This is a genomic window from Massilia sp. MS-15 (genome assembly GCF_020176695.1).
Lineage (GTDB): Bacteria > Pseudomonadota > Gammaproteobacteria > Burkholderiales > Burkholderiaceae_D > Telluria > Telluria hydrophila.
The window spans coordinates 95,734-121,034 of the sequence record NZ_JAIWIA010000018.1 but is presented as its reverse complement, the minus strand read 5'-3'; the positions used below and the strand labels follow the sequence as shown (position 1 = coordinate 121,034).

Annotated in this window: 18 protein-coding genes; 8 read left to right on the top strand and 10 right to left on the bottom strand. The window is 69.3% G+C overall.

What is annotated here, in order from left to right; genetic code table 11:
• The first annotated feature begins 40 nt into the window (after positions 1 to 40).
• Complete coding sequence (locus LCI23_RS08115) at positions 41 to 2,425, top strand: ATP-binding protein (RefSeq protein ID WP_224945948.1); 2,385 nt, start codon at positions 41 to 43, stop codon at positions 2,423 to 2,425.
• A 352-nt stretch (positions 2,426 to 2,777) separates the two neighbouring features.
• Here the strand turns inward: LCI23_RS08115 and LCI23_RS08110 are convergent, their stop codons facing one another.
• Positions 2,778 to 3,965 (bottom strand): glycosyltransferase, encoded by a 1,188-nt coding sequence (locus LCI23_RS08110; RefSeq protein WP_224945947.1) that lies wholly within the window; start codon positions 3,963 to 3,965, stop codon positions 2,778 to 2,780.
• Between the two features lie 460 nt (positions 3,966 to 4,425).
• Entirely contained in the window at positions 4,426 to 5,658 is a 1,233-nt protein-coding gene (locus tag LCI23_RS08105; RefSeq protein WP_224945946.1) for a hypothetical protein, read from the bottom strand.
• A 110-nt stretch (positions 5,659 to 5,768) separates the two neighbouring features.
• Between LCI23_RS08105 and LCI23_RS08100 the strand changes: the two genes are divergently transcribed.
• Together LCI23_RS08100 and LCI23_RS08095 are read left to right on the top strand one after the other, a co-directional pair.
• Positions 5,769 to 7,061, top strand: a complete 1,293-nt coding sequence (locus LCI23_RS08100) for an NCS2 family permease (protein WP_224945945.1) — start codon at positions 5,769 to 5,771, stop codon at positions 7,059 to 7,061.
• A gap of 129 nt (positions 7,062 to 7,190) precedes the next feature.
• Positions 7,191 to 8,000: a YdiY family protein gene (locus LCI23_RS08095; protein WP_224945944.1), complete on the top strand. Its 810-nt coding sequence runs from the start codon at positions 7,191 to 7,193 to the stop codon at positions 7,998 to 8,000.
• A gap of 24 nt (positions 8,001 to 8,024) precedes the next feature.
• Here LCI23_RS08095 and LCI23_RS08090 read toward each other — a convergent pair whose 3' ends face one another.
• The 3 genes from LCI23_RS08090 to LCI23_RS08080 form a co-directional block, all read right to left on the bottom strand.
• Complete coding sequence (locus tag LCI23_RS08090) at positions 8,025 to 9,326, bottom strand: aspartyl/asparaginyl beta-hydroxylase domain-containing protein (protein WP_224945943.1); 1,302 nt, start codon at positions 9,324 to 9,326, stop codon at positions 8,025 to 8,027.
• Between the two features lie 82 nt (positions 9,327 to 9,408).
• Positions 9,409 to 10,713 carry an MFS transporter gene (locus LCI23_RS08085; RefSeq protein ID WP_224945942.1) on the bottom strand — a complete coding sequence of 435 codons (1,305 nt, stop codon included), beginning with the start codon at positions 10,711 to 10,713 and terminating at the stop codon, positions 9,409 to 9,411.
• On the bottom strand, positions 10,710 to 11,033 hold the full coding sequence (locus tag LCI23_RS08080) for a thioredoxin family protein (protein ID WP_224945941.1): 324 nt from the start codon (positions 11,031 to 11,033) through the stop codon (positions 10,710 to 10,712). The genes LCI23_RS08085 and LCI23_RS08080 overlap by 4 nt, the downstream gene beginning before the upstream one ends.
• Positions 11,034 to 11,217: 184 nt before the next feature.
• Between LCI23_RS08080 and LCI23_RS08075 the strand changes: the two genes are divergently transcribed.
• From LCI23_RS08075 to LCI23_RS08060, 4 genes are all read left to right on the top strand, one after another.
• Entirely contained in the window at positions 11,218 to 11,397 is a 180-nt protein-coding gene (locus tag LCI23_RS08075; RefSeq protein ID WP_224945940.1) for a DUF3606 domain-containing protein, read from the top strand.
• A gap of 295 nt (positions 11,398 to 11,692) precedes the next feature.
• Entirely contained in the window at positions 11,693 to 12,835 is a 1,143-nt protein-coding gene (locus LCI23_RS08070) for a mechanosensitive ion channel family protein (protein ID WP_224945939.1), read from the top strand.
• A 162-nt stretch (positions 12,836 to 12,997) separates the two neighbouring features.
• Positions 12,998 to 14,848, top strand: coding sequence for a sensor histidine kinase (locus tag LCI23_RS08065; protein ID WP_224945938.1), 1,851 nt, complete (start codon positions 12,998 to 13,000; stop codon positions 14,846 to 14,848).
• A 96-nt stretch (positions 14,849 to 14,944) separates the two neighbouring features.
• Positions 14,945 to 15,505 carry a M23 family metallopeptidase gene (locus LCI23_RS08060; RefSeq protein WP_224945937.1) on the top strand — a complete coding sequence of 187 codons (561 nt, stop codon included), beginning with the start codon at positions 14,945 to 14,947 and terminating at the stop codon, positions 15,503 to 15,505.
• Here LCI23_RS08060 and LCI23_RS08055 read toward each other — a convergent pair.
• Together LCI23_RS08055 and LCI23_RS08050 are read right to left on the bottom strand one after the other, a co-directional pair.
• On the bottom strand, positions 15,502 to 17,937 hold the full coding sequence (locus LCI23_RS08055; RefSeq protein WP_374041155.1) for a penicillin-binding protein 1A: 2,436 nt from the start codon (positions 17,935 to 17,937) through the stop codon (positions 15,502 to 15,504). The genes LCI23_RS08060 and LCI23_RS08055 overlap by 4 nt on opposite strands.
• A 244-nt stretch (positions 17,938 to 18,181) precedes the next feature.
• Positions 18,182 to 20,992 carry an EAL domain-containing protein gene (locus LCI23_RS08050; RefSeq protein WP_224945936.1) on the bottom strand — a complete coding sequence of 937 codons (2,811 nt, stop codon included), beginning with the start codon at positions 20,990 to 20,992 and terminating at the stop codon, positions 18,182 to 18,184.
• Between the two features lie 102 nt (positions 20,993 to 21,094).
• Between LCI23_RS08050 and LCI23_RS08045 the strand changes: the two genes are divergently transcribed.
• Positions 21,095 to 21,622: a MarR family winged helix-turn-helix transcriptional regulator gene (locus tag LCI23_RS08045; protein WP_224945935.1), complete on the top strand. Its 528-nt coding sequence runs from the start codon at positions 21,095 to 21,097 to the stop codon at positions 21,620 to 21,622.
• Positions 21,623 to 21,635: 13 nt separating this feature from the next.
• Here LCI23_RS08045 and LCI23_RS08040 read toward each other — a convergent pair whose 3' ends face one another.
• The 3 genes from LCI23_RS08040 to LCI23_RS08030 are packed head-to-tail and all read right to left on the bottom strand — an operon-like array spanning position 21,636 to position 25,160.
• Positions 21,636 to 22,853 (bottom strand): YbdK family carboxylate-amine ligase, encoded by a 1,218-nt coding sequence (locus tag LCI23_RS08040; RefSeq protein ID WP_224945934.1) that lies wholly within the window; start codon positions 22,851 to 22,853, stop codon positions 21,636 to 21,638.
• Positions 22,850 to 24,082: a cation:proton antiporter gene (locus tag LCI23_RS08035; protein ID WP_224945933.1), complete on the bottom strand. Its 1,233-nt coding sequence runs from the start codon at positions 24,080 to 24,082 to the stop codon at positions 22,850 to 22,852. Before LCI23_RS08035 ends, LCI23_RS08040 begins: the two co-directional genes overlap by 4 nt.
• Complete coding sequence (locus LCI23_RS08030) at positions 24,075 to 25,160, bottom strand: hypothetical protein (RefSeq protein ID WP_224945932.1); 1,086 nt, start codon at positions 25,158 to 25,160, stop codon at positions 24,075 to 24,077. The genes LCI23_RS08035 and LCI23_RS08030 overlap by 8 nt, the downstream gene beginning before the upstream one ends.
• Positions 25,161 to 25,301: the final 141 nt, after the last annotated feature.

Here is a 25,301-nt window from a genome sequence, read left to right as displayed (position 1 = left end):
ATTTGCGCAAGCGCAACACATCGCTCCGAAGGGGCAAGCCGTGACGGCGCCGGAGCAGGCCAGCGTGCTGTACGTGTGCGCGCATCCGGCCCCGGATCCGGTGCTGGTGCAGGTGGCTGCCGAGGTCGGCGCCGCGGTGGTGCATGCGCGCTCGGCCGCGGCTGCCCTCGATCAGGTCCGGCACCGCGATTTCGCCCTGGTGCTGGTCGGCTACGCCGGCGATGCGCAGGCCCTCGGCGCCACCATCCGCCAGTTGCGCGCCACGCGCCGTTCGACCCATACCCCGGTAGTCGCGCTCGGGGTGCCGGCCGAGCCGCCCTTCCCGTCCGATCCGCTGTACGAAGCAGGTGCCATCGCGGTGCTGGCCGAACCGCTGTCGCCGGCAATCCTGCGTGCCAAGCTGCGTTTCTACCTCGATGCGTTCCAGGCTGCGGCCGAACAGCGCCGCGCGGAAACGGCCCTGATCGATGCCCGCGCGCGCCTCGAATCGGTGATCGCGGCGGCCGAACTGGCGGTCTGGACCTGGAACGTCGCGGCCGACCAGGTCGCCGGCGACGCGCGCATGGGCGAGCTGTTCGGGATTCCCGAGGCGCTGCGCGCGTGCGCGCCGGCCGACCTGTATTTCGGCGCCATCCATCCCGACGACCTGGCCAAGGTACGGGTCCAGCTGGACAGCGCGCTGGCGCAGGGCACGCCCTACGACGCCACCTTCCGGGTGCGCCGCCGCGAAGGCGGCTGGCGCTGGGTGATCGGGCGCGGCAACGTGGTGTTCAGCAGAGAAGACGGCGCCCCGCGCATGCGCGGCGTGATCATCGACGCGTCGCGCCAGTTCAAGGCCGAGCAGCAGCTGCGCCTGAGCGAGGAGCGCTACCGTACCCTGTTCGACTCGATCGACGAAGGCGTATGCGTCATCGAGATGGTCTACGACCACGCCGGCCAGCCTTGCGACTACCGCATTCTCGAAGCGAATCCCGCCTTCTCCAAGCATACCGGCCTGGCCAACCCGGTAGGACGCACCATCCGCCAGCTGGCACCGCACCTGGAAGCGCACTGGATCGAGCTGTACGGGCGCGTGGCGGCCACCGGCACGGCGGTGCGGCAGATTAACGAGGCACGCTCGCTGGGACGCTGGTTCGACGTGTATGCGGCGCGCATCGGACCGCCCGAACAGCACCGGGTGGCGGTGGTATTCAACGACATCACCGAACGCCGCGGCGGCGAGCAGGCGCTGCGCGCGATGGCGGCCGATCTGGAGGAAGCGAACCGCATCAAGACCGAGTTCCTGGCTACTCTCGCCCACGAGCTGCGTAATCCGCTGGCGCCGCTGCGCAGCGGCCTGCAGTTCATCCGGCGCGACGGCGGCGACCGGGCGGCCATCGAGCGCATCCACGATATCATGGAACGCCAGCTCGGCCACCTGGTGCACCTGGTGGACGACTTGCTGGACGTGGCGCGCATCACGCGCGGCCAGGTCGCCCTGAAACGCGAGCGGATCGACCTGGCCACCGTGCTGGCGGCGGCGGTCGAGACCAGCACGCCGCTGCTCGAGGGTGCGCGCCACCACCTGGACCTGCGCATGCCGCAGGAAACGCTGATGCTCGATGCCGACCCCACGCGCCTGACCCAGGTGGTCTCCAACCTGCTCAACAACGCGGCGCGCTACACGCCGCGCGGCGGCAGCATCGTGCTGGCGGCCGAGCGCGATGGCCGGCACGCCGTGATCGCGGTGTCCGACAATGGCATCGGCATCGCCCCCGAGCGCCTGGAGGACGTGTTCACCATGTTCACCCAGATCGGCGAAGGCCGGCGCCATGCGGCGGGCGGTCTCGGCATCGGCCTGTCGCTGGTGCGCAGCCTGGTGGAACTGCATGGAGGCAGCGTGACGGCGGCCAGCGACGGCACCAATGCCGGCTGCGTCTTCACGGTGCGCTTGCCGCTGGCCAGCGCCCCGGAGGCGGGCAGCGACGCTGGCGCCGACGCGGCTGCCAATACCAGTCCCCACGCCGATCCCAGTGCCACGGCGCAGCGCCTGGCCAGGCGGGTGATGGTGGTGGACGACAACCGCGATGCCGCCGAGACGCTGTCGGCCCTGCTGGTCCAGCTGGGCCACGAGGCGCTGGTCGCCAACGATGGCCACCAGGCCTTGCGCATGATGGCGGGCTTCCGGCCCGAGGTCGTCTTCCTCGACCTTGGCATGCCCGGCATGTCGGGCTACGAAGTGGCGGAGGCGGTGCGGCGCACGCCTCAGCATGCGGGGGTGCGCCTGGTGGCGCTGACCGGCTGGGGCGGCGAGGCCGACCGCGCGCGCAGCGCGCGCGCCGGCTTCGACGCCCACCTGACCAAGCCGGCCTCGATCGCCGCCATCGAGGCCGCGCTCGAGACCGGGCGGGCGCCGGACTCGGACTCGAACTCCGACTCGCACTAGCATGAGTACTGGCGCTGGCCCGCACGCGCGCTCGAACCAGGAGCTGCCTGTCGCGCCGCACCGTGACCCGGATCGACGAGCAGGTGCTCAAGAAGCCTGGCCGCACCTATCTGGTGTTCCAGGTTGCGATCGGGGCGTACCTGGGCAGCATCTTCCTGGTAATGCCTGACAGCTGGCGCCTGATGGTCTCGCGCATCGCCGGCGGGCAGTCATGTCAGGCACTGAGTGCGGCACGGGACCACGATGCCGATGTCGACGAAGACGCAAGAAAACACGGCGGCGGATCCCGAAGGACCGCCGCCGTGCCGTCGCCAGCCAGTGCCGGCAGCGCCGGCGCTGGCCGCTTACGCTGTCAGGCCGACTTTGCGACCGGCGCCGGCGTGGCGACGACCGGACGCACGTCCGCACGCACGGCATCCTGCACGGCCGGCAGGCGCGCATGGCGGCCCGGCACGGCGCTTTCGATCAGTTCGTGCATGCGGACCGCAGTCAGGTCCCACGAGGTGCCGGCAACCACTTCGCGCATGCGCTTGGCCATCGCCTGGCGTTCGCCTGCGCCCAATGCAAGCTGGCGCTCGCAGGCCGCGATGAACTGTTCCGGGGTCTCGGCGACCGCCACCACGTCGCCGTAGGGAACCTTGACGTCGGTGATCGGGGTCGACACTACCGGCAGCTCGGCCGCCATGTACTCGAGCACCTTGGTTGGCGAGATGAACTTGGTGGAGTCGTTCATGGCGAACGGCAGCAGGCAGACGTCCCAGCCGGCCAGGAACTGCGGCAACTGGTCGTAGCTGCGCTGGCCCATGTAGTGCACGTTCGGCTGCTTCGGCAGCGTGGCCGGGTCGATCTTGACCACCGGGCCGACCATCACGATCTGCCATTCCGGGTGGGCGTCGGCCATTTTCGACACCAGTTCGACGTCCAGGCGCTCGTCGATCACGCCATAGAAGCCAAGGCGCGGATGCGGGATGGCGGCCTGGTCGGGGTGAGAGATCGCGCAGTCCTGGGCCTGGCGGAAATGCCTGGCGTCGACGCTGCTGGAGAAGCAGTGCGCGTTCGCATGGCGGTCGCGCTTGGACTGGTACAGGCTCGGGCCGCCGGTGAAGACCACGTCGGCCATGTTCAGCAGGGCGCTTTCGCGCTGCAGCAGCTGTTTCGGCGCATTCTTGAACATAGCCAGTTCGTCCATGCAGTCATAGACGATCTTCGACGGATGCAGGCCCTGCAGCAGCGGCAGCGCCATCGGGGTGTAGAACCAGACCACAGGCTGCACGCCTTCGGGCACGAGGTCGGCCAGCAGGGTCTGCAGGGTGGGAATCTGGTCGTCGTGGAATCCTGGTGCGTGGATCGCGGTATGCGGCTGGCACACCGTGATGTTCGGCGCGACCGCCGTCTTCTTCAGGTAAGCCTGCCCTTCGCTGTACACCGGTTCCTCGACAAACAGGATATCGTAGTGTTCCGCCAGACGGGTCATCAGGTGCTGCGGGCGCTGGAAGACGAAATCCCAGCGCAGGTGGCAAAACACGATCAAGGTCGGCATCTTCAGTTCCTTTCGCCTTCATGGCGTTCTATTTTGTTGGCAAAGCCTGGCAGTTTCTCTCTCTCTCGCCAGTCCCCGACTGCGCGATCGCGCACGTCGGACCCCGAAATCGTAACATGCAAATTTTCCAATATTTTCGTTTGCGCACCACAACATTTCGACAAAAGAAATATTTGATCGCTATGTTATGGGCCTTCTCATAGGAGAACTTGTCGTGAGGACACGTTTATGTAGGTTTGGTCCTACATTTTTACAAGAAAATTAACTACGAAAAGTCATCCTGTTTTTTACCGTGCGCCATCGGGAATCCGCCGCGTCCCGGGTCCATCCGCGTCGCGGGAACGCGGCTCTTCATTCGGGACGGAGGAGGCGTTGCCCGAGCCGGGGGCGTGGCAGGTGCCTGTCAGGTCGGTAGGAAGGCAGCCAATGGCGGATCCGCCGCCGGGACCTAGCGGGGGACTTAACCGGGCTGGTAGGGTTCGGCGCCTTCCGGATGGCCGTCCTCGCTGAAACCGGTCGCCACCGACACGCCTTCCAGTCCGAGCGAGAGCAGCGCATCGCACAGGTTGTCGACCTCGGCGCCCAGGTCGGCGGCCAGGTCCACCGGGATCTCGACACTGCCCCAGGGATTGCCGCCGTCGAGCGCGTACAGGTTAACGCGCAGGACGATGTGCTCACCCCCGTCGAGCGGCGCAACGGCCGCGCGTACCTGGTCGGCCTCGAGCTCCTTGGCGGCGAGCGTACGCGCCACCTCGGACAGGACGCCCAGCGTCCCCAGTTCGGCCACGCCCTGCTCCTTGGCGCCGAAGAACAGGTCCTGGTAGAGGAAATCGACGCGCAGCGCGTCAGGTTCGCGCGCCAGCAGGCGCCGCACCAGCGGCGCCGCATCCGCGGTCCAGGCCCGGTAGCGCGCCTCGCGCCCGGCGTACCAGTCGTCAGCGCCGGCTTCGTCGGCCGGCACCGCATAGAACGGATCGTCGGCGCGCTTGAGCGAGAACCCGAGCAGGAAGCGCAGCTCGAGCGCCGACTCGTCGGGCGCGAAGCGTTCGCCGGTCCAGCCACGGATGCTGGCCTCGATGGTGGGTGCCGGCTGCAGCTTCTTTTCCAGCAGCGAGGCGGCGGCCTCGCGCAGCATTTCCTGCAGGGTCGAGTAGGACACGTGGTCGATCTCGGCCAGGTCATAGGCGTGCTGGACCAGCACCAGCCTGGCGCCCGCGCTTTCCAGGCCAGCCAGCAGGAAGCTGTTGGCCAGCGCCTCGAACGCTTGCGGGTCCTGGAAGCCATCCTCGGCGCGCAGGCCGCCGGTGCTGCGCACGAACAGCGGGATCAGGAAGGCGTCGATCTCGTATTCGACGGCGCCGCCCTCGCCCCCGCCCTTACTGTCCTCGCGGCGCAGGCGCAGGTTGGCCGCCTCTTCCTCGATGCGGCCGCGCAGCAGGCGGCAGGCTTCGGGATCGGTGTAGCGCGCCAGCTCGATCGCCTCGTACAGGGCTTCGTCACGCTTCTTGCGCAGCAGCTTGCGCACCGCCGCCAGCAACTCTTCCTCGCGCTCCGGGGCCGAGCCGAAGCCGGGCGCGTCCTCGCGCTCGGCGATGGCCAGGGCGAGCTCGGCCAGTTCCTGGGCCAGCGCGGCATGGTCGGGCTCGCGCGGATTGTTGGAGGTACGGGGCAGCGGACGCTTGTTCTTCGGCATGTGCATCGATCGTGGTTGGTGGAGGCCCCATGTTAGCGCATTGGCATGCCGATGCGCACCCGGGCACGCCGCAATGTTATGCTTCAGCCTGCGCAACCATGGAGCCCACGATGCTCGACCGATTCTTCAAGCTTACCCTCAGCGGCACCGACGTGCGTACCGAACTGCTGGCCGGCCTGACCACCTTCCTGACGATGGTGTACATCATCTTCGTCAACCCTTCCATCCTGGGCGACGCCGGCATGCCCAAGGAATCGGTGTTCGTCGCCACCTGCCTGGTGGCGGCACTGGGCACGGCGGTGATGGGCCTGTATGCCAACTACCCGATCGCGATGGCGCCGGGCATGGGCCTGAACGCCTATTTCGCCTACGCGGTGGTGCTGGGCATGGGCGTGGCCTGGCCGGCGGCGCTGGGCGCGGTGTTCATCTCCGGCTGCCTGTTCATCCTCGTCTCGCTGCTGGGCCTGCGCGGCATGATCGTCAACGGCATCCCGAAATCGATGCGGGTCGCCATCACGGTCGGCCTCGGCATGTTCCTGGCGCTGATCGCGCTGAAGAACGCCGGCATCGTGGTGGCCAGCGAGGCCACCCTGGTCAAGGCCGGCAACCTGCACCAGCCGCCGGCGATCATGGCCATCGTCGGCTTCTTCGCCATCGTCGCGCTCGACCGCCTGCGGGTAAAGGGCGCGATCCTGATCGGCATCGTGCTGGTCACGGTGCTGTCCTTCTTCTTCGGCGGGAACACCTACCAGGGCATCTTCTCGCTGCCGCCATCGATCTCGCCGACGCTGTTCAAGCTCGACATCCCGGGCGCGCTCTCGGTCGGCATCCTGAACGTGGTGCTGGTGTTCTTCCTGGTCGAGCTGTTCGACGCCACCGGCACCCTGATGGGCGTGGCGCGCCGCGCCGGCCTGCTGGTCGAAGGCAAGATGGACCGCCTGAACAAGGCCCTGCTGGCCGACAGCGGCGCCATCGTGGCCGGCAGCGTGCTGGGCACCTCGAGCACCACCGCCTACCTGGAAAGTGCTTCCGGCGTGCAGGCCGGGGGGCGCACCGGCCTGACCGCGCTGACGGTGGCGGTGCTGTTCCTGGCCTGCCTGTTCATCGCCCCGCTGGCCGGCGTGGTGCCGGCCTATGCCACTGCGCCGGCCCTGCTGTTCGTGGCCTGCCTGATGCTGTCCGACCTTGGCGAAGTCGAATGGGGCGATTCCACCGAGAGCATCCCGGCAGCCGTCACCGCACTGGTGATGCCCTTTACCTTCTCGATCGCGGAAGGCATCGCCTTCGGTTTCATCACCTATGCGGTCCTCAAGCTCCTGACCGGGCGCGCGCGCGAAGTGGCGCCGGTGGTGTGGGTGATCGCGGCGCTGTTCACGTTTAAGATTGTCTACGTGGGAACCTAGCACGGCAAGCTGACAGGTACGCGCCAGGCTGCGCCGCCGTCGGACCGAATGTGTCGAAAAGCATCTTTTTGTCCGAATCTGGCAGGCTGTACGTTACAATGTCTGGCATCTGTCGGCAACACGATGCTTATGAAATCCTTACGCTTCCTGGCACATGCGCCGGCGCTGCTGCTGTGCGCCCTCTCCGGTCCGGTCCTGGCTGGGCCGGACCTGCCGCCTGTCGGCGATGTCCACGGTCCGATCAGGATGGACCTGCCCGAGATTCCCGAAGGCGGCTGGTTCACCTCGGCGGAAGTGGGTGCGATCGCGACCTCGGGCAACACCACCGGCACGTCGATCACCGGCAAGGTCGACGCCCGCCACGAGACTGCCAACTGGAGCCATGAATTCATCGTCAGTGGCTTCTTCAAGGAAGACGAATACGAGGACGACGATGGCCGGCTCGCGCGCAGCAAGTCGGCGGAACGCTTCGCCGCCTCGGCCAAGGCGTCCCTCAAGCTGCTCGGCGAAGGCAAGCGCGCCTTCATCCTCGGCTCCCACGTGAATGACCGCTTCGGCGCTTACACCCGCTATTCGTCGCTCGCGATCGGCCATGGTTCGCGCTGGTACGACTCGGCGAACAAGACCCTCGATGTCGAGATCGGTCCCGGCTATTTCGCGGGCGAGCGCGCCACCGGCGAAGACGAGAACGGCCTGACGGTGCGCGGCGCGGCCCAGTTCCGCTGGCGCGTCAGTCCCTCGGCCTATTTCGCCCAGACCGTCAGCGTGGAAAAGGGTACCTCGAACACCCACTCGGTGGCCGAGACCTCGCTCAGTACCAAGATCAACTCGACGATGCAGATGAAAGCCGGCTTCAGCGCCCGCAGCGATAGCAGCGTGCCGGCTGGCAAGAAGAACACGGACACGCAGACCTCGCTGACGATGGTCTATTCGTTCTGACTGTCCTGCCGCCGCCCCCCCGCGCTAGAGGTCGTAGCCGCCGGCGCTGCGGGTAAACGCGTTCATCCCGGCGCTCATCGCCGAGATCAGGCTGCGTTCGGCCTGCGACAGCTGCGGATGCCAGATGTCGAAGATCAGCACGACCCGCACCTGCCCGCTGTCGTTCCACGCCTCGTGCTCGATGGTGTCGTCGAACACCCAGGCCTTGCCTGTTTCCCATTCGCGCGTGTCATTGCCGACCCGGAACCCACAGCCGGGGGGGACGATCAGCGGTAGGTGGGTGACCAGGCGCACATTGCTGACGCCGGTGTGCGGCGGAATGCGGGTGCGCGGCTTGAGTACCGAGAACATCGCGCTGGGCGTTCGTCCCGGCTGTTCCGGCTGCGGGGCCTGGGCCAGCAGCTCCATGGTACGCGGGCAGCGCGACGCGTTGTCCGCCACCGGCGCGCCATTGTCGATCAGGCGGAAGGCGCTCCAGTCGAGCGAGCCGTTCAGTCCCGCCCACTGGGCCAGCGGCTGGTCCCGTCCATAGTTGATGTAGGGCGTGAAGCCTTCCTGCTGCCCCTGGACGGCAAGGAATTCGGCGCGGATTGCATCGGTGGCGGCCTCGAATGCATCGAGCCAGGGGAAATCGGCGCGCTCGAAAAAACTCAGCGGCGCCAGGCCCTGGTAGTGGAATAGCTGCGGCTGCGGGTCGTAGCGCCGCTTGCGCCCGAGCATCACGTCGAGCGAGTCGTGGAAACGGCGCGCCGCTTCGCTGCCCAGTTCGCCCTGCAGTTCGCGCACGCGCGGCGCCAGGAACTCGTCCATGAAGCCGCCGAAGGCCTGCTGGTAGTCATGGTGCCAGGCCAGCGCTTCACGCACGGCGGGTTGCAGGTCGGGAGCCAGCGTGTGCAGCGGCGGCGCGACCGCGGCCACCGCGGCGCAGGCGCCGGCCGCTTCCTGGCGCCGGCCCTGGCGGATGTAGAGCCGGCTGCGCAGCACCAGCGCCACCAGGTCGTACGGATCGACCGTGAGCGCGCCGCGCAGCGCGTCCTCCTCGGCCGCCTCGTCGCGCATCGCCAGGCAGACCACGGACAGGTTCAGCCACTGCTGGATGTCGCGTCCATCGGCCGCCACCAGGCGCTCCAGCAATGCCCGGGCGCGCGCCAGGTCGCCGGCCTGGAAGGCGTGGTGCGAAAGCGAACGCAAGGCGCGCGCATGGTGCGGGATGCGTGCCAGCACGCTTTCCCATAACTGGCCGGCACGGCGGGTGTCGCCGCGCGCATCGGCCAGCTGCGCATCCCGTTCCAGGACGCCGATTCCTTCGATACCTGCCTGTTGCATATGTTGCACCCGTATTGACCGTCAATACATTTTGGTGCAGACATATGCATGTTGGCAAGCAATATTTACAGTGGTAAAGCCCTCAGGACGCGGCAGTGTTGATGGGCCGCTGCGCTCTCCCGCGGCCAATCGCGAGCAAAGCGAACAGGCTCAGCAACGCAGCCGTGCTCAGGTAATAGCCGACGAAAGCGAGGCCATGGTTCGTTGCCAGCCAGGTGGCGGCATACGGAGCCAGCGAGGCGCCCAGGATGCCGGCCAAGTTGAAGGTGAGCGAGGCGCCCGTATAGCGCACCTCCGGCGGGAACAGTTCGGCCAGCAGCGTTCCCAGCGGCCCGTAGGTAAACCCGACCAGGCACATGCCGAGCACCATGAAACCGCTCACGGCCAGCAGCGTGCCGGCGCCGAACAGCGGGCCGAACAGCAGGCCGAACAGGGCGATGGCGGCGCTCACCAGGATCATCGCCATGCGCCTGCCGTAGCGGTCGGCCAGCAGCGCCGAGGGCGGGATGGTGAGGCCGAAAAACACCACGGCAAGCAGTTGCAGCAGCAGGAACTGCTGGCGCGAGAAGCCGAGCCTGGTCGTGCCCCAGCTCAGGGCGAACACCGTCATGAGGTAGAACACGACAAAGGTCGCGAGCGCGACCAGGGTGCCGAGCACCAGCGCGCGCCGGTGGTCCTGCAGCACGGCCAGCACCGGTACCTTGACCCGTTCGTTGCGGTCGAGCACCTTCTGGAAATCCGGGGTCTCGGTGATCTTCAGCCGCACGTACAGGCCGACCAGCACCAGCAGCGCACTGGCCAGGAAGGGAATGCGCCATCCGTAGCGGAAGAATTCCTCGTCCGGCATCAGCTGGCCCAGCAGCAGGAAGGTGCCGCCGGACAGGAAGAAGCCGATCGGCGCGCCCAGCTGCGGGAACATGCCGTACCAGGCACGCTTGCCCGGCGGCGCGTTCTCGGTGGCAAGCAGTACCGCCCCGCCCCACTCCCCCCCGAGGCCCAGGCCCTGTCCGAAGCGGCACAGCGCCAGTAGCAGGGGCGCGGCGGTGCCGATCGCGGCATAGGTCGGCAGCAGCCCGATCAATACGGTAGAGATGCCCATGGTCAGCAGGGCTGCCACCAGGGTCGCCTTGCGCCCGATGCGGTCGCCGAAATGGCCGAACACGGCCGAGCCGACCGGACGGGCGAAGAAGGCGATGGCGAAGGTGGCCAGCGACTGCAAGGTGGCGGCGGCCGGATCGGCGGCCGGGAAGAACAGCCGCGGGAACACCAGCACCGCGGCGGTGGCATAGATGTAGAAGTCGTAGAACTCGATGGTGGTGCCGATCAGGCTCGCGAACAGGACGGTGCGCGGCTTGTTGGCGGGGACGGTCGCTGCCCCTGCGCTCATGCGGCACCGGCCTGGGCCAGTGCCACGCGCAACTCGTCGCTCGACACCGGGCGCACCACGCGCGCCACTTCCTGGCCGTCGCGCAGCACGACGACGGTCGGCCACAGCTTGATCCGGAACGAGCGCCCCAGCGGCCGGCCGGGACCATCCTCCACCTTCACGTGCCGTACGCCCTGGCTGCCGGCAAGCGCCTCATCGATCAGCGGTTCGGCGGCGCGGCAATAGCCGCACCAGTTGGCGCCGAAATCGAGCATCACGGTGCCCGGCATGGCGTCGACGGCGCTGCGTTCGGGCTGGGCGGTTTCATAGGGTGCGGACATGCGGGTTTCCTCCATCGAATGCCGGAGCTGGCAATGCTGCAAGCCTACCTCAAAACGGCGGCGCTGGCACGGCCGGCCGGGTCGATTCGTGGACAAACCGGTCGCGTACGGTGAAACAGCGTACGGAACGCGCCGGTCCTGGCTGGCATTCTGGAGGCAAGCATCGTTCACGAAGGAGAGCATCATGTCCGACAATCTGAAGAACAACGGTCCGCAGGACCGCGCCCGCATCAATGTGCACGAAGACTGGGAGGTGCGCCACTGGACCGAGGCCCTGGGCGTCACCAAGGAGGAGCTGGAACGCGCCGTGCAGCAGGTCGGTCCCAGCGCCGAAGCCGTGCGCGCACACCTGAAACGCCAGTAACATCCTGAAACGCCGCCCGGGCCATCGCATACCGGATAGACCGCGGCGGCGCGATGCGGGGCGCGCCAGAATGCACGTCCGGGCGCGCGCGCCGGCACAAGCGCGGCGGCGCAGCGCGACGGTGCCCGGCCCAGCCCAGACTGTCCGCCGTCCGCCGCCTGGCGCCTGGCGCCTTGTACCCATTCCCTGGCCACGATGCGAGGCCCCGCCCGGGCCGGCCGCCGCATGCCCTGGCGTTCCGGCGTGCCAGCCGCTGGCCGATGCCGGCGCTGGCGCCAACCGAAAGGAGTCCGGTTTGAACAATATCCACCATTTCTTTTCTTCGCTGCAGATCAGCCTGCCCAATGCCCTGTTCGCCATCGGCGCCGCCGTGCTCAGCTACATCCTGATGCATGGCGCCCTGGTCCTGTTCCGGCGCCGCCTCGGCCGCCTGAGCGAGGAGCGGCAGCACCGCACCATCGCCCAGGTGCTGCGCAAGACCCTGGCGCGCACCGGCACCCTCGCCATCTTCGCCACCGCGATCCTGATCGGTCTGTCCGTGCTCGAACTGCCCGAGCCGTGGAACACCCGCCTGTCGCACCTGTGGTTCTTCACGCTCGGCATCCAGATCGCGATGTTCCTCCACCGCGCCGTGAAGATCGGCGCGCGCCGCTACTTCACGACGCACGCCCGGCGTACCGACCAGCAGGTGACGGTCGCCCACACAGTGGTGATCTGGCTGCTGCAGACCACGGTCTGGGTGGTGTTCCTGCTGGCGATGCTGTCCAACCTCGGGATCAACGTCACCACCTTCATCGCCAGCCTCGGGATCGGCGGCGTGGCCATCGCGCTCGCGGTGCAGAACATTCTGGGCGACCTGTTCGCCTCGATGTCGATCGCCGTCGACAAGCCCTTCGAAGTCGGCGACTTCGTTGCGGTCGACAAGTTCTCCGGCACGGTGGAGCATGTGGGCCTGAAGACGACCCGCCTGCGCGCGCTGAGCGGCGAGCAGATCGTGGTCGCGAACGCGGAACTGCTGCGCCAGACGGTCTTCAACTACAAGCGCATGAGTACGCGCCGCATCGTGTTCCCGCTGCGCGCCAGCCCCGAGACGCCGCCGGCGCTGGCGGGCAAGGTACCTGAACTGCTGCGCGCGCTGATCGGCAAGCATGCGCAGCTGCGCTTCGACCGTGCCCACCTGAAGACCGTGGACCAGAACTGGATCGAGTACGAGATCGTCTATACCATGCTCGACGCCAACTACGACCTGTACATGGATACCCAGCAGGCGATCAACCTCGACATCCTGCAGATGTTTGCCGATCACGGCATTTCGGCGGCGCCTCGCCCGCAGCAGGTCCTGATGCAGGGCAGCCTGCGCGAAGCCGGGACGGCCGATGGAGCGGCCGCCAACGAGCAGGTGCCGGATGCGCGCCGGACGCGCTTCGTGAACCACTGAGAGGCGCAGTACTCCCGGGGCGGCCGCCTGCCCCGGGGTGTCGCCGCGGGCGCAAACGGCCAGTCGGGACAGAAAACATTTCCAGTAGCAAAACGCTTCTGTTAAGCTGGCGGGCACATCCGACATGAAGCCCGCCCGAACCGCCGGGCGAGCGCCAGCAGCATGAAAACCCGCACCTACCTGTTCCTGATGGCAGCGGCCATCCTGATTCCGGTCGCACTCGCGTTCTGGATCGGGGTGTCCATGCTGATCGACTGGGAACGCGAGTCGCGCATCCAGCGGGTCCAGGAAACCGCGCGCGCCACCGCGCTGCTGGTCGACCGTGAGATCGCCGTCAAGGAAGCCTTGCTGCGCACCATGGCCAATTCCGAAAGCCTGGCGAGCGGCAACCTGGCCCGGGTCTACCGGCTGGCGGCGCGCCTGAACGAGAACGATCCGCTGTCCTGGACCATCATGGTCGACAGCCAGTTCCAGCCGGTCTTCAATACGCTGAAGCCCTTTGGCACCGCGCTGCAGGGCAGCGGCCGGGCCTTCGTCCCCGAGGTCTTGCGCAGCGGAAAGACGCGCGTGTCCGGCTACTTCATCGGCGCGACCTCGAAGCGCCCCGTGGTCTCGGTCGACGTGCCGACGCCGCCCGGCCTGGTGCCGCGCTACGTGATCAGCCAGGTATTCGACACCCGCTACTTCGAGCGTTTGTTCAGCAACAATGGACTGGAACCCGGCTGGCAGGTCGGGATCTTCGATTCGCGCGGCAATACCATCGCGCGCAACCGCAAGGGCGCCGATGTCGCCGGCAAACCGATGCACCCCGAGATGCGCACCGCCGCGCTGTACGCCGGAAGCGGCGTGCTGCGCCACGTCAGCCACGAGGGCGCCGAGGTCTACGGCGTGTATACGCGCTCGGCGGCCACCGGCTGGACCATCGTGATCGGGGTGCCGGTCGCCGAGATCGAGTCGGCGGCGCGCACCGCGGCCCTGTACGCGACCCTGGCGCTGATCGTGCTGATGGGTTTCGCGCTCCTGATCGCTGTCTTCCTCGGCAACAAGCTGACCGCCGCGCTGCAGCAGGCAGGCAGCGTCGCCAATTCGCTGGCGCGCGGCGCCATCGCCAGGCCACGCCTGACCAAGGTCGACGAAGTCGATGCCCTGCTCGACGGCCTGCACTACACCAGCCAGGCCCTGTCGCGCGAGAGCGCGGCGCGCCAGGCCCTGCAGAACGAACGCGAGCAGCTGCTGGTGAGCGAGCAGCGCGCGCGCCGCATGGCCGAGGCCCAGAGCGAGGCCAAGGATGGCTTCCTGGCCATGCTGGGCCACGAACTGCGCAACCCGCTGGCCGCGATCTCGGGCGCGATGAGCGTGCTCGACATGCCGAACCTGCGTCCGGAGCTGGCCGCCAACGCGCGCGAGATCAGCCGGCGCCAGTTGCGCCACCTGACCCGCATCGTCGACGACCTGCTCGACGTGCAGCGTATCCTGTCCGGCAAGATCGTGCTGCAGCATGCACCGGTCGACCTGGCCGAGGTGCTGCGCGGCTGTGTCGAAGCCAAGCGCCTGGTCGATGCCGGCAGCCACCGGTGGGACATCGCGCTGGTGCCGGCCTGGGTCGACGGCGACCGCACCCGCCTCGAGCAGATCGTCGACAACCTGCTGCATAACGCCATCAAGTACACCCCGGCCGGCGGCAGCATCGCGGTGCGCTGCCGCCACAGCGAGGACGGGCGCGAGGTGGTGGTCGACGTCTGCGACAGCGGGGTCGGGCTGGCGCCCGAACTGCTGCCGGTGATCTTCGACGTCCTGGTACAGGGACCGACCAGCATCGACCGCGCCCAGGGCGGCCTGGGCTTGGGCCTGGCCCTGGTCAAGGAGCTCAGCGCCCTGCATGGCGGGCGGGTCTCGGTGCACAGCCCGGGCCAGGGGCAGGGCTGCACCTTTACCCTGGCCTTCCCGCTGCGACCGGGTGGCGCTCCCGGCGGCGCGGTGCGCGCCAGCACCGCGGCGCTCGGCGCTGACTGACGCCGCCGCTGGCTGCGCCGGCGCAGCCAGGGCACCCTGTTATTCCACGCTCCCGTCCCAACCTGGGAGGGATCGGACACGAACCCGCACCCCGCCATGCGAAGCTTCCTGCGTAGCCTGCTGCTTGCCGTCCTCCTGCTGCTGGCATGGGGACTGCTTGGCCCGTGGCTGCGCCAGGCCGGCTATGCCATGCGCCTGGCCGCGATGCCGGCCCCGTCCGCGCTGGCCATGCCGGTCGCCGGGCTGCGGCCGGCCGCCCTGCGCGATACCTGGCACGCCGCCCGCGGCGGCGGACGGCGCCATGAAGGCATCGATATCTTCGCCGCGCGCGGCACGGCGGTGCGTGCCAGCACCGAAGGCATCGTGCTGCGGGTCGGGACCAACCGCCTCGGCGGCCAGGTGGTGTGGATGCTGGGGCCGGGCGGCCAGCGCCACTACTACGCGCACCTCGACCGCTTCTCGGACGTGGCGCCCGGCATGCGGGTCGAGCAGGGGCGCGTGCTGGGCTACGTCGGCAATACCGGCAATGCCCGCACTACCCCGCCCCATCTGCACTACGGCGTGTACGGTGTGAACGGCGCGCTCAACCCGTATCCGCTGCTGCGGTCCGGGCCGCCCAAGCCAGGCGACGCGGGGCGCAGCCGGGCGGCGCGCTAGATGATGATCTCCGCCTCGCGCTCGGCGCCCTCGACGCTGGTCGGCGGCGGGGCGATCTCGGGCAGCGGTACCGGCTGTACCGGAACCGGCTGGGCCGGCACCGGAGCCGGCGGCGGCGACAGCTGGGGCGGTGGCGCCGGCTCGTCCTCGATCGGTTCCGGATCGGCCACCTCGCCCTCGAACGGCACTGTGCCTTCGATCTCGAGTTCGCCCGGGCCTTCCTCGATGTCTTCCAGCTCCTCGGCCGGGCGCGGCGGCGGCGCCGTGCGGCCGCCCGGCAGCAGGGCCTCCTCGTCGATCCGCCCGCTGTCGAGGGCGGCGCGCATGAAGTCGCCCACCAGCAGCAGCGCGTTGTGGCCGCCCTGCCCCCAGTAGCTGCTGCGCATGCGTACGCGGTTGTCGTTGAAGCCCACCCAGGCCCCGGCCACCAGGTTCGGGTGCATCAGGATGAACCAGCCGTCGGTGTTGTTCTGGGTGGTGCCGGTCTTGCCCGCCACGTCGCCGCGGATGCCGAAGCGGTAGCGCACCCCGCCGCCGGTGCCGCGGTTGACCACCCCGCGCAGCATGTCCACCAGGGCCAGCGCCGCATTCTGCGACAGGACCTGCTGCGGCGCCTCCGGGGCGAAATCGGCAACCGTCTTGCCTTCGCGGTCGGTAATCCGGCGCACGAACACCGGCTTGCGGTATTCGCCCTGGGCGGCGATGGTGCTGTAGGTGCTGACCATTTCCAGCAGGGTCACCGGACTGGTGCCCAGGGCCAGCGAGGGCACGGCCTCCAGCTTGCTCTGGCGGATCCCCATGCCCTGGGCCAGGCGCACGATCGGCGAAACGCCGACCTGCTGCATCACCTGGGCGGTAATGGTGTTCTTCGAGAACACCAGGCCGTCGCGCATCGTCATCAGGCCGCCGCTGCTGCCCGACATGTCGGTCGGGCGCCACACCGTGCCGCCGACCCGGATGTCCTGCACCACGTCGCGGTAGGTCTGCTCGGGCGGGATGCCGGCTTCCAGCGCGGCGGCATACACGACCGGCTTGAAGGTCGAACCCGGCTGGCGCGCGGCCTGGACCACGTGGTCGAACTGGTCGCGCTCGAAGCTGCGGCTGCCGACCCAGGCCCGTACTTCGCCGCTGTGCGGGTCCATGGCGACGAAGCCGGCCTCCAGGCGCGACTTGGCGGCCTTCAGCTCGCGCAGGAATGCGCGGTCGGCCTTCAGGCGCGTGAGCGCCGCGGCCGGGGCTTCGCCGTCCTCCACCGCGCGCCGGTACTCGCCGCTCTCGCGCACGAAGGCGTCGAGTTCGCGCGCGTGCGTGCTCCAGTAGTAGGCGAAGGGATTCACCTCGCTGCGCATGGCCGTGTACATGCCGGCCGAGGTCGAGCGCGGCATCCCGGACTGCGCCCATTCGACGTCGGCGATCGCCTGCAGGGTATTCGCCTGGCGCTCCACCGCGCGCTCCGCCGCCGCCTGCAGTTCCGAATCGAGTGTGGTGTGCACCACCAGGCCGTCGAGCTGGAGGTCGTAGTCGTTTTCCTCGGCCCAGTCGAGCAGCCACTTGCGCACGTAGGCGGTGAAGTGGTCGTCGCGGCCGCTGCGGTCGTTCTGGCGCGCGAAGCGCACCCGCAGCGGCCGTTTGGCCAGCTGGCGATAGCGCGCTTCGCTAAAGGCGCCGTGCTTGGCCATCTGCGACAGCACCACGTTGCGGCGCGTCTTCGAGCGTTCCGGATTGGCCACCGGATTGTAGTAATGGGTGCCCTTGAGCATGCCGACCAGGGTGGCCGACTCCAGCACATCGAGCTTGGCCGCCGGCTTGCCGAAATAGGTGCGCGCGGCCATCTCGATGCCGTAGGCGTTGTACAGGAAAGGCACCGTGTTCAGGTAGGCTTCCAGGATCTCGGTCTTGCTGTAGGTGTTCTCGATCTTGATCGCCGTGATCAGTTCCTTCATCTTGCGGTTGATGCTGCGCGCGCGGCCGATCTCGTCGGGGAACATGTTGCGCGCCAGCTGCTGCGTGATGGTCGAGCCGCCCTGTGCATCGCCCTTCAGGGTGGCCAGCAGCGCGCCGGCCACGCGCCGGAAGTCCACGCCGTGATGGTCGTAGAAGCGGTGGTCCTCGGTCGAGATCAGGGCCTTGATCACGTGCGGTGAGATCTGCGACAGCTTGATCCGTTCCTGCAGGCCCTTCTCGAAGGTGCCGAGTTCCTTGCCGTCGCTCGAGAGGATCACGCTGGGACGCGCTGTACTGGCCTGGCGCAGGTCGTCGATGCCGGGGGTGAGCGGGATCAGGATCACCAGGTACAGGAAGAAGGCCATCAGGCCGGCGGCCAGGGTCCACAGTCCGATCAAGAGCGCCTGCTCGGCGCGCGGCCGGTCGCGCAGGCGTGCCTGCGCCATGGCGTAGCCGGACCTGGCCCGGGCCCGGGCATCCTCGAACATGGCGCGGCCACGCTGGCCGGGGCGCTGGTCCTGCCCGGGCTGAGGACGCTGCGGGCCCGCCTGCCTGCCCGGCGCGGGCTCGATGCGGGGTTCGGTATTGTTATCCTGGTCCACTATGGTTCCTTGCTGCGAATGCCAACGGGGCGGCCGTCCGGCCCGCCTTGTGTATGCGGCAAGTATAGCCGACCGGGGCCGTACGCACGGTCCGCTTCGCTTGCCACGCCTGTGTGATGCCCCCGACCGTTCAGGCCTGCAGCCCACTGGGCTCGACCCTGCCCAGGCGCAGCAGGCGCTCGACCGCGTGCACCGGTTCCGGACGGCTGAAGATGTGGCCCTGGACCTCGTCGCAGCCGCAGCCGCGCAGGTAGTCGAGCTGGGCCAGGGTTTCGACGCCTTCGGCGATCACCTGCATGCGCAGGCCATGGGCGAGCGAAATGATGGCGCCGACCATGGCCGCGCCATCGGCGCTGCCCGCGATGTCGCGCACGAAGCAGCGGTCGATCTTGAGCACGTCGACGGGCAGGCGCCTCAGGTAGGACAGGCTCGAGTAGCCGGTGCCGAAATCGTCGATCGACAGCTTCACGCCCATCGCCTTCAGGCAGCGCATGGTCTCGATCGCGGCCTCGACGTCGGCCATCATCATGCTTTCGGTCAGCTCGATCTCGAGCGAGTCGGGCGGCAGCCCGGTCTCGTCCAGCACCTGGCGCACCGTCTGCACCAGGTCGGGTTCCGAAAACTGGCGTGCCGACAGGTTGACGCCGATTCGCAGCCGCCCCAGTCCCGCGCGCTGCCAGTCGACGTTCTGGCGGCAGGCGGCGCGCAGGACCCAGGCGCCGATCGGGACGATCAGGCCGGTCTCCTCGGCCAGCGCGATGAAGCGTTCCGGGCGCACGGTGCCGAACTGCGGGTGGCGCCAGCGGATCAGGGCCTCGGTCCCCACCACCCGCCCGCTGCCGAGTTCCACCTGCGGCTGGAAGTGCAGCACGAACTGGTCCTCGCGCAGCGCCCCGCGCAGCGCCCCCTCCAGCGCCAGGCGGTCGGTGGCGTGGGCGTTCATGTGGGGCGCATAGAACTGGACCGCGTTGCGGCCGGTCTGCTTGGCGCGGTACATGGCGACTTCGGCATGCTTGACCAGGGTTTCCGGATCCCGCCCGTCCGCCGGATAGCCGGCCACGCCGGCGCTGGAACCGAACACCAGGGTGTGGCCGTCGACCTGCAGCGGTTCGGCGATGGCCTCGCGCACGGCCTGCAGCCGGGCCGCCGCCTGGCGCTCGTCGCTGCAGCCGGTCAGCACCAGCATGAAGTCGTCGCCGCCGGCGCGCGCCGCGGTGTCGGTCTGGCGCAGTGCGGCGGCGATGCGGGTGGCCAGGGCGCGCAGGGCTTCGTCGCCGAGACGGCGGCCGAGCGTATCGTTGACCAGCTTGAAATGGTCGATGTCGAGCGCCACCGCCCACACCGGCAGGCTGCCGGCGGCCGCGATGGCGCGCTCGATGCGGTCGGCCAGCAGCGCGCGGTTGGCCAGTCCGGTCAGGGTGTCGTAGCGCGCCTGGTGCGCCAGTTCCGCCTCGTAGCGCTTGGCCACCGTGACGTCGTAGGTGGTGACCACGAAATGCTCGGTGAGGCCATGCTCGTTATTGACCGGGGCGATGTACACCTCGCTGACCAGCTCGCGCTCGTCGCGGGTGGCCTGGCGCACCAGGGCGTGGCCCTTGCGGCATGCGTGCAATGCCTGGCGCAATTCTTCCAGTCCCGGCTCGTCGCTGCCGGGGCGCGCCAGCACCGCCAGCGGCCTGCCGAGCAGTTCGCCGGGCCCGTAGCCCAGGAGGCGTTCGCAGGCCGGGTTGGCGTATTCGATCGGGTAGCCGGGGCGCGTGGCGCTGATCAGGAGGATCGGGTTGGCGGCCGACTCGATCGCGCGCTGGTGCAGGCGCAGCGCGCCGGCGGCCCGGGCCAGGTCGGCGCTGCGGCGCTCGACCAGGGATTCGATGCGGCGGGTGCGCACGCTGCGCTGCTGCACCAGGGCGGCCGCCGCCAGTGTCAGCACGCAGCCGTAGCCGAGGATCGACAGCGAGCCGACCTGGCTGTCCAGCGTCCGCGGCGGACGCAGCGCGGTCAGCTCCCAGCGCACGCCGCCGACCTCGAAGCTGCGCGTGAGCGTGTCCGCGCCCCCGCCCAGCCAGCGCTCCCAGGGCGCCAGCCTGGGCTGCGAAGCCGGGTGGCTGAACACGGGCACCCGCGCGCCCCGAATGTCGCGTCCGTGCAGCACCAGCCCATCGCCGCCGGACAGCAGGCGCGCATCCTCCAGGCTGGTGCCGACCAGCATGCCCGCATCCAGCACGGCCAGGGTCGTGCCGAGGGCGGCGGCGCGGCGCGCGCGTACTTCCGCCGGCACGGCGCCGGCACGGTAGACCGGCATGATCAGGAGCACCCCGCGCAGCGCGCCTTCACCCTGGAGCAGGCGCAGGACCGGGGTGGCGGTCGGCGCGCCGCTGTCGATCGCGCGCTCGGTCGTGGCGCGCTCTTCGGCGCCGGACCAGGCGTCGTAGCCGAACGCGTCGCCATTGCCGGAGATCGGCGCCACGTAATCGGTGACCAGGTAGCGCGCCCGCACGCCGGCCCTGGCCAGGGCGCCCGAAGGCAGCCGTTCGCGCACCGCGTAGTCCGGCCACAGGCGGCGCCGCGCGGCCTCGAAGGCGGGCCGCTCGGCATGCGTGATGAATCGCTGGTACTCGAGCGCCAGCAGATAGGCATTGCGCGCCGCCAGCGGGCGGGCGAAGGCATCGAAACTTGCGCGCGTGATCGCACCGCCGCTGGCCGCGAACAGCAGGTTCAGCGCGCGCAGGTCGCGCAGCGCGTCGTCGAACGCCCGCGTGACCGCTGCCATGCGCACCGCCGTGCGCTGTTCGAACTCGGCGCGCGCGCCTTCCCCCTCCAACTGGCGCGCCACGCCGAACAGGATTGCGGTCAGCGCGAACCCGGCCAGGGAAGTCGCGACAGCGGCGCGCGACACCACGCGCCACCGCTGGAACAGCGGATGGGCGAGCAGGCGTTTCATGCGGTCATCCTAGCAAAAGGCCGCCGCCGCCGCGCCACGTTTCGGCGGCGCAAAGGACGGGGCCGGCGCCCGCCGGGGCCGGATTTCCGCTATGATCTCGCCATGTCCGCCACCCCCGACCCCAGCGCCACTCCCGCGCTTTCCACCGGTCCCGCAGCGCCCGCCATCGCCGACGATCGTCCGATGCGCGTACTGCGCCAGTTCCGCATCGTGTTCAATGCCGTCAAGACCCATTTCCGCCAGGTCGAGCGCGAAGCAGGACTCGGCGGCGCCCAGCTGTGGGCGCTGTCGGTGATCGAGCGCCATCCCGGCATCGGCGCAACCGGACTGGCGCGCGAGCTCGATATCCACCAGTCCACCGCCAGCAACCTGGTGCGCGCCCTGGTCGAGCGCGGCTATGTGAGCGGCAGCCGGGCGGGCACCGACCGGCGCAACGTGGCGCTGCAGGTGCTGCCGGCGGGCACCGACATCCTGCGGCGCGCGCCGCTGCCCTTCGCCGGCGTGCTGCCGGACGCCCTCGCCAGCCTCGACCTGGAAACCCTGCTGCAGCTGGAGCGTAACCTCGACCGCCTGATCGCCCAGCTGGGCGTGGACGAGGCGGCCGGCAGCCTGCCGCTGGCCCAGCTGTAGCCGGCCGGCCGCGTCAGGCGCGCGCTGGCGCGGGCCTGGCCTCGAAGATCTCGCTGGCGACCCGGGCCAGGTCATTCATGCCGCCGCCAGCCGCCAGGTGGCGCCGCAACAGGCCGGCCTGGCCGCCATCGCGCATCAGGTCGCCAATCACCTCGCGCGCCCGCGCGAAGCCCGGATCGCTGGAGCGCCGGCCCAGGCGTTCCAGGTCGGCGCGGATGACTTCGGCCACCGGCGTCGAGGCGCCGGTTTCCGGATCGATGTACACGGCAACGACGCCGTCGCGCGCAGCGTTGAAACGGTTCCAGGTGTACAGCTCGCGGCTGCCGTTGGTCGGCCAGGCGCCGGCCTGGTCGGCGAATTCCAGGCACAGCTCGCGCGCATAGCAGGCCAGCGCGGCCGCGTACACCGGCTTGAGCGGGGTGTCGAGCACGCGCAGCTCGATGGTGCCGTACTCGGGCTTGGGCCGCACGTCCCAGTAGAAATCCTTGATGCTGTTGACGATGCCAAAGCCGGCCAGCCGGTCGAAATAGTCGCGGAAGTCCTGCCAGCTGCGGAAGTCGTGCGGCTGGATGCCGCTCATCGGGAAGGCGCCCACCACGTTGCTGCGCGAACTGCAAAACCCCGATACCTCGCCCTGCCAGCACACGGAATTCGCGGACAGCGCGATGAACAGCGGCGCGCGCTGGGTGAGCCAGGCGCACAGGCGGATCGCTTCGTCGGCGCTGCCGGCGCCGATGTGCACATGCATGCCGAACACGGTAAACAGCTTGGCCAGGTAGCCGTACTTGCGCTCCGACTCGAAGTAGCGCTCCTTCGGGTAGATGCGCTGCTCGTTCCAGCGCTGGAACGGATGGGCGCCGCCGCCGGAGACCGAGGCGCCCACGTCGAAGGCGGCGCGCTGCACGGTCGCGCGGATATGCTCCAGCTGCTCCTCGGCCTCGCCGAAGGAGCCCAGGATCGAGGTCGCCACTTCCAGCATCGAGGTGGTGATCTCGGGCGTGTGCACCCAGGGCTTGTCCTGCTTGTCGAGTACGCGCAGGATGTCGGGCGCGGCGGGGAACAGGTCGTAGGTGAGGCGGTCGAGCACCATCAGCTCCAGCTCGATGCCCATGGTGCCCACGGTCGAAGGCGTGAAGTCGGGCAGGAATGCCGGCCCCTTGCCCGATACCGCCTGGGCCTGCGCTTCCAGCAGGCGGCGCGCGGCCTCGTCGTTGATCAGGATCTCGCTCATGGATGCACCCCGTCCTTCCTCGATTCGCCCAGCGGGCGGTAGGTTTCGCCCGCCATGCGCAGGCCGAGCCAGGTCAGGCCCGGGGCGAGCAGCACGTTCAGGGCCAGTAGCGCGCCCATCAGTTCGGTGGAGGCCTGGTCCAGGCCGGTGTAGGCATTGAGGGTGGTGTCGACCACCAGCCCGCCGTAGCTCACCAGCGAGCACATGGAGAGCGCCATCGCATGCTTCTTGTTGCGGTCCCAGGCGCTGCCCGGCCACAGGGCCAGGCGGGTGGCGCCGATACGCACCGCGAACACGGCCAGCGCGCCGAGCAGCGTCCAGCCCTGCGCCAGCCCCTGCAGGTCGACCAGGGCCGCCGACATCAGGAACAGCAGCACGTAGCCGATGTCCTGCGCGGTCTTGAGCTGGGCCTGGAACACGTTGTCGCGGCGCTCGACGTTGCGCAGCAGCAGGCCCATCAGCAACAGGGACAGCAGCGCGCTCGAGGACGAGATCGAGCACAGGCCGAGGTCGATCAGCAGCGCCGCCAGCAGCATGCCGGGACGCAGCGTGGCCGGCACCTTGCACAGCCGGGTGGCGGCCGCGTACAGGCCATAGGACAGCAGCGCAATGCCGGCGCCCAGCACCAGCTTGCCGCCCTGGCGCATCAGCTCTTCGCCGAAGCTGGTACCGGCGTCCAGCCCCTGGCTGCGGGTCCAGGCCATGGTCAGGGCCAGCACCAGGAGGGCCACCAGGCTGCTCAGGCCCACCATGTTGGCGGTGGCGAAGGTGCTGGTGCCGCTGGCGTTTTCGTCGGCCACCATCGAATTGACGATCACCGGGTTCACCGCGATCAGGATCGAGGCGATGAAGATGGCCGCACCCCAGGGCAGGCCCAGCAGGCGAATCGTGAGCGCCACCGCCACCAGGCGCGCGAAAGTCGCCAGCAGCAGGCTGCCGCCCTGGCGTCCGCTGCGCAGCAGCCAGGCCAGATCCATCTTGCGTCCGACTTCGAACAGCACCAGGGCCGCGGCGGCATTGAGCAGTTCCTGGAACTGGGCCAGCAAGGCACGGTCGATCAGCTCGGCGCCGGTGGCGCCCAGCAGCAGCCCAGCCAGCACCGCGCCGTACAGCTTCGGAATCCGCAGCCGCTGCAGCAGCATGCCCGCCACCAGGGCCAGCATCAGGCCGGCGCCCAGGACCGCCAGCGGCGAGAGCAGCCACAGGGGCGTGGTCAGTTCGTCACTCATGGCGTGCCTCCCAGGCATGGGCAAGCGCACCGAGCTCGCGTTCGATCAGGGCCGCGCGCGCCTTGCCGGACTCGGCCGCGCGCGTGCCGCCGGCCGCGGGCAGCGCGCTGGAGATACGGGCGCGCACGATGCCGCCCTGGTCGCGCAGCGGAATCCACAACTGGCCCCGCACCGCCGCGCCTTCCTGCCATACCGCCAGGAACTTGGCGCCAGTGCGGTCGCCGGAAATCGCCGGCTCGACCAGGGTGAACGGCCGCAGCCATTGCGCCTGCGGGAAGCGGCGCGCCAGCTGGACCTGCATCGCGCTGCGCTGTTCCAGACGGGCATCGTCGCGCGAATGCGGCAGGTGCAGCTGGGCCTGGCCGAGGCTGGCGGTCTGGAGGGACAGGCAGGCATCGGCGCTGACCCAGCGCCAGGCATCGCCGTCGATGGCGCGCGGCTTGCCATTGGTCGCATCCAGCCAGGCCATCATCAGGGGCGTGCGCGGCGGCGCCGGATTGGCCGCGTCGACCGCGCGCACGGCGGCCGCCACGTCCTTCCAGTGGCCACGCTGCCAGTTGCGGGTGGCCAGCCGCTCGGACGGCCGCCAGCGCCACAGGACGGCGGACCAGCCGCCATCGGGCTGGCGCCACACCATGCCGGCATGCTCGACGCCGTTGTACTGCAGCTGCAGCGACTGGCCGCTCCAGCTGCCGCTCCACGGACGCAGCACCGCGTGCGCGCCGGCGCCGAGACGGTGCCAGGCGATGGCGGCGGTCGGCAGGCAGCTATGCGGGATGTCGGCGATGTCCTGCCAGTACAGCATCTCGACCCGTCCGCTCCACGCGCACTGGCGCAGGGCCGGCGTACCGAGGCTGCGCAGGGCGGGCTCGAGCGCGACGCTGCAGCGCGCGGCACGCGAGCCGCTCAGCTTCTGGAAGTCGGCCACTGCCGGCAGCGCGGACTTCGCGGGCCCGGGCGCGGCCTGCACCAGACTGCCGGCGGCCAGCAGGGTGGAACCGGCCAGCAGGGAGACGAGGCGGCGTGTGTCTGAAACTGCGGTCGTCCTGGAAGATAGATCGGGGAATGGTTCGCTCAAGTTTCCTCCGGTGGGTCGCACGCCGGCGCACCGGGCGCGCGGCTGGCGGTGGGCCGGCAGGCGCCGCGTGGCGCCAGCCGCGGCGGGCATGGCCGCGGCACCGAAAAAAGTCCCCCGGCATGACGCGGGGGACGTAAAGAA

Bases quoted from the DNA above. Each gene is read 5' to 3' on its own strand.
- LCI23_RS08110 (WP_224945947.1), bottom strand. From the start codon at position 3,965: ATGCCGACCTTGATCGTGTTTTGCCACCTGCGCTGGGATTTCGTCTTC.
- LCI23_RS08105 (WP_224945946.1), bottom strand. From the start codon at position 5,658: ATGCCGAAGAACAAGCGTCCGCTGCCCCGTACCTCCAACAATCCGCGC.
- LCI23_RS08100 (WP_224945945.1), top strand. From the start codon at position 5,769: ATGCTCGACCGATTCTTCAAGCTTACCCTCAGCGGCACCGACGTGCGT.
- LCI23_RS08095 (WP_224945944.1), top strand. From the start codon at position 7,191: ATGAAATCCTTACGCTTCCTGGCACATGCGCCGGCGCTGCTGCTGTGC.
- LCI23_RS08090 (WP_224945943.1), bottom strand. From the start codon at position 9,326: ATGCAACAGGCAGGTATCGAAGGAATCGGCGTCCTGGAACGGGATGCG.
- LCI23_RS08085 (WP_224945942.1), bottom strand. From the start codon at position 10,713: ATGAGCGCAGGGGCAGCGACCGTCCCCGCCAACAAGCCGCGCACCGTC.
- LCI23_RS08080 (WP_224945941.1), bottom strand. From the start codon at position 11,033: ATGTCCGCACCCTATGAAACCGCCCAGCCCGAACGCAGCGCCGTCGAC.
- LCI23_RS08075 (WP_224945940.1), top strand. From the start codon at position 11,218: ATGTCCGACAATCTGAAGAACAACGGTCCGCAGGACCGCGCCCGCATC.
- LCI23_RS08065 (WP_224945938.1), top strand. From the start codon at position 12,998: ATGAAAACCCGCACCTACCTGTTCCTGATGGCAGCGGCCATCCTGATT.
- LCI23_RS08060 (WP_224945937.1), top strand. From the start codon at position 14,945: ATGCGAAGCTTCCTGCGTAGCCTGCTGCTTGCCGTCCTCCTGCTGCTG.
- LCI23_RS08055 (WP_374041155.1), bottom strand. From the start codon at position 17,937: ATGTTCGAGGATGCCCGGGCCCGGGCCAGGTCCGGCTACGCCATGGCG.
- LCI23_RS08050 (WP_224945936.1), bottom strand. From the start codon at position 20,992: ATGAAACGCCTGCTCGCCCATCCGCTGTTCCAGCGGTGGCGCGTGGTG.
- LCI23_RS08045 (WP_224945935.1), top strand. From the start codon at position 21,095: ATGTCCGCCACCCCCGACCCCAGCGCCACTCCCGCGCTTTCCACCGGT.
- LCI23_RS08040 (WP_224945934.1), bottom strand. From the start codon at position 22,853: ATGAGCGAGATCCTGATCAACGACGAGGCCGCGCGCCGCCTGCTGGAA.
- LCI23_RS08035 (WP_224945933.1), bottom strand. From the start codon at position 24,082: ATGAGTGACGAACTGACCACGCCCCTGTGGCTGCTCTCGCCGCTGGCG.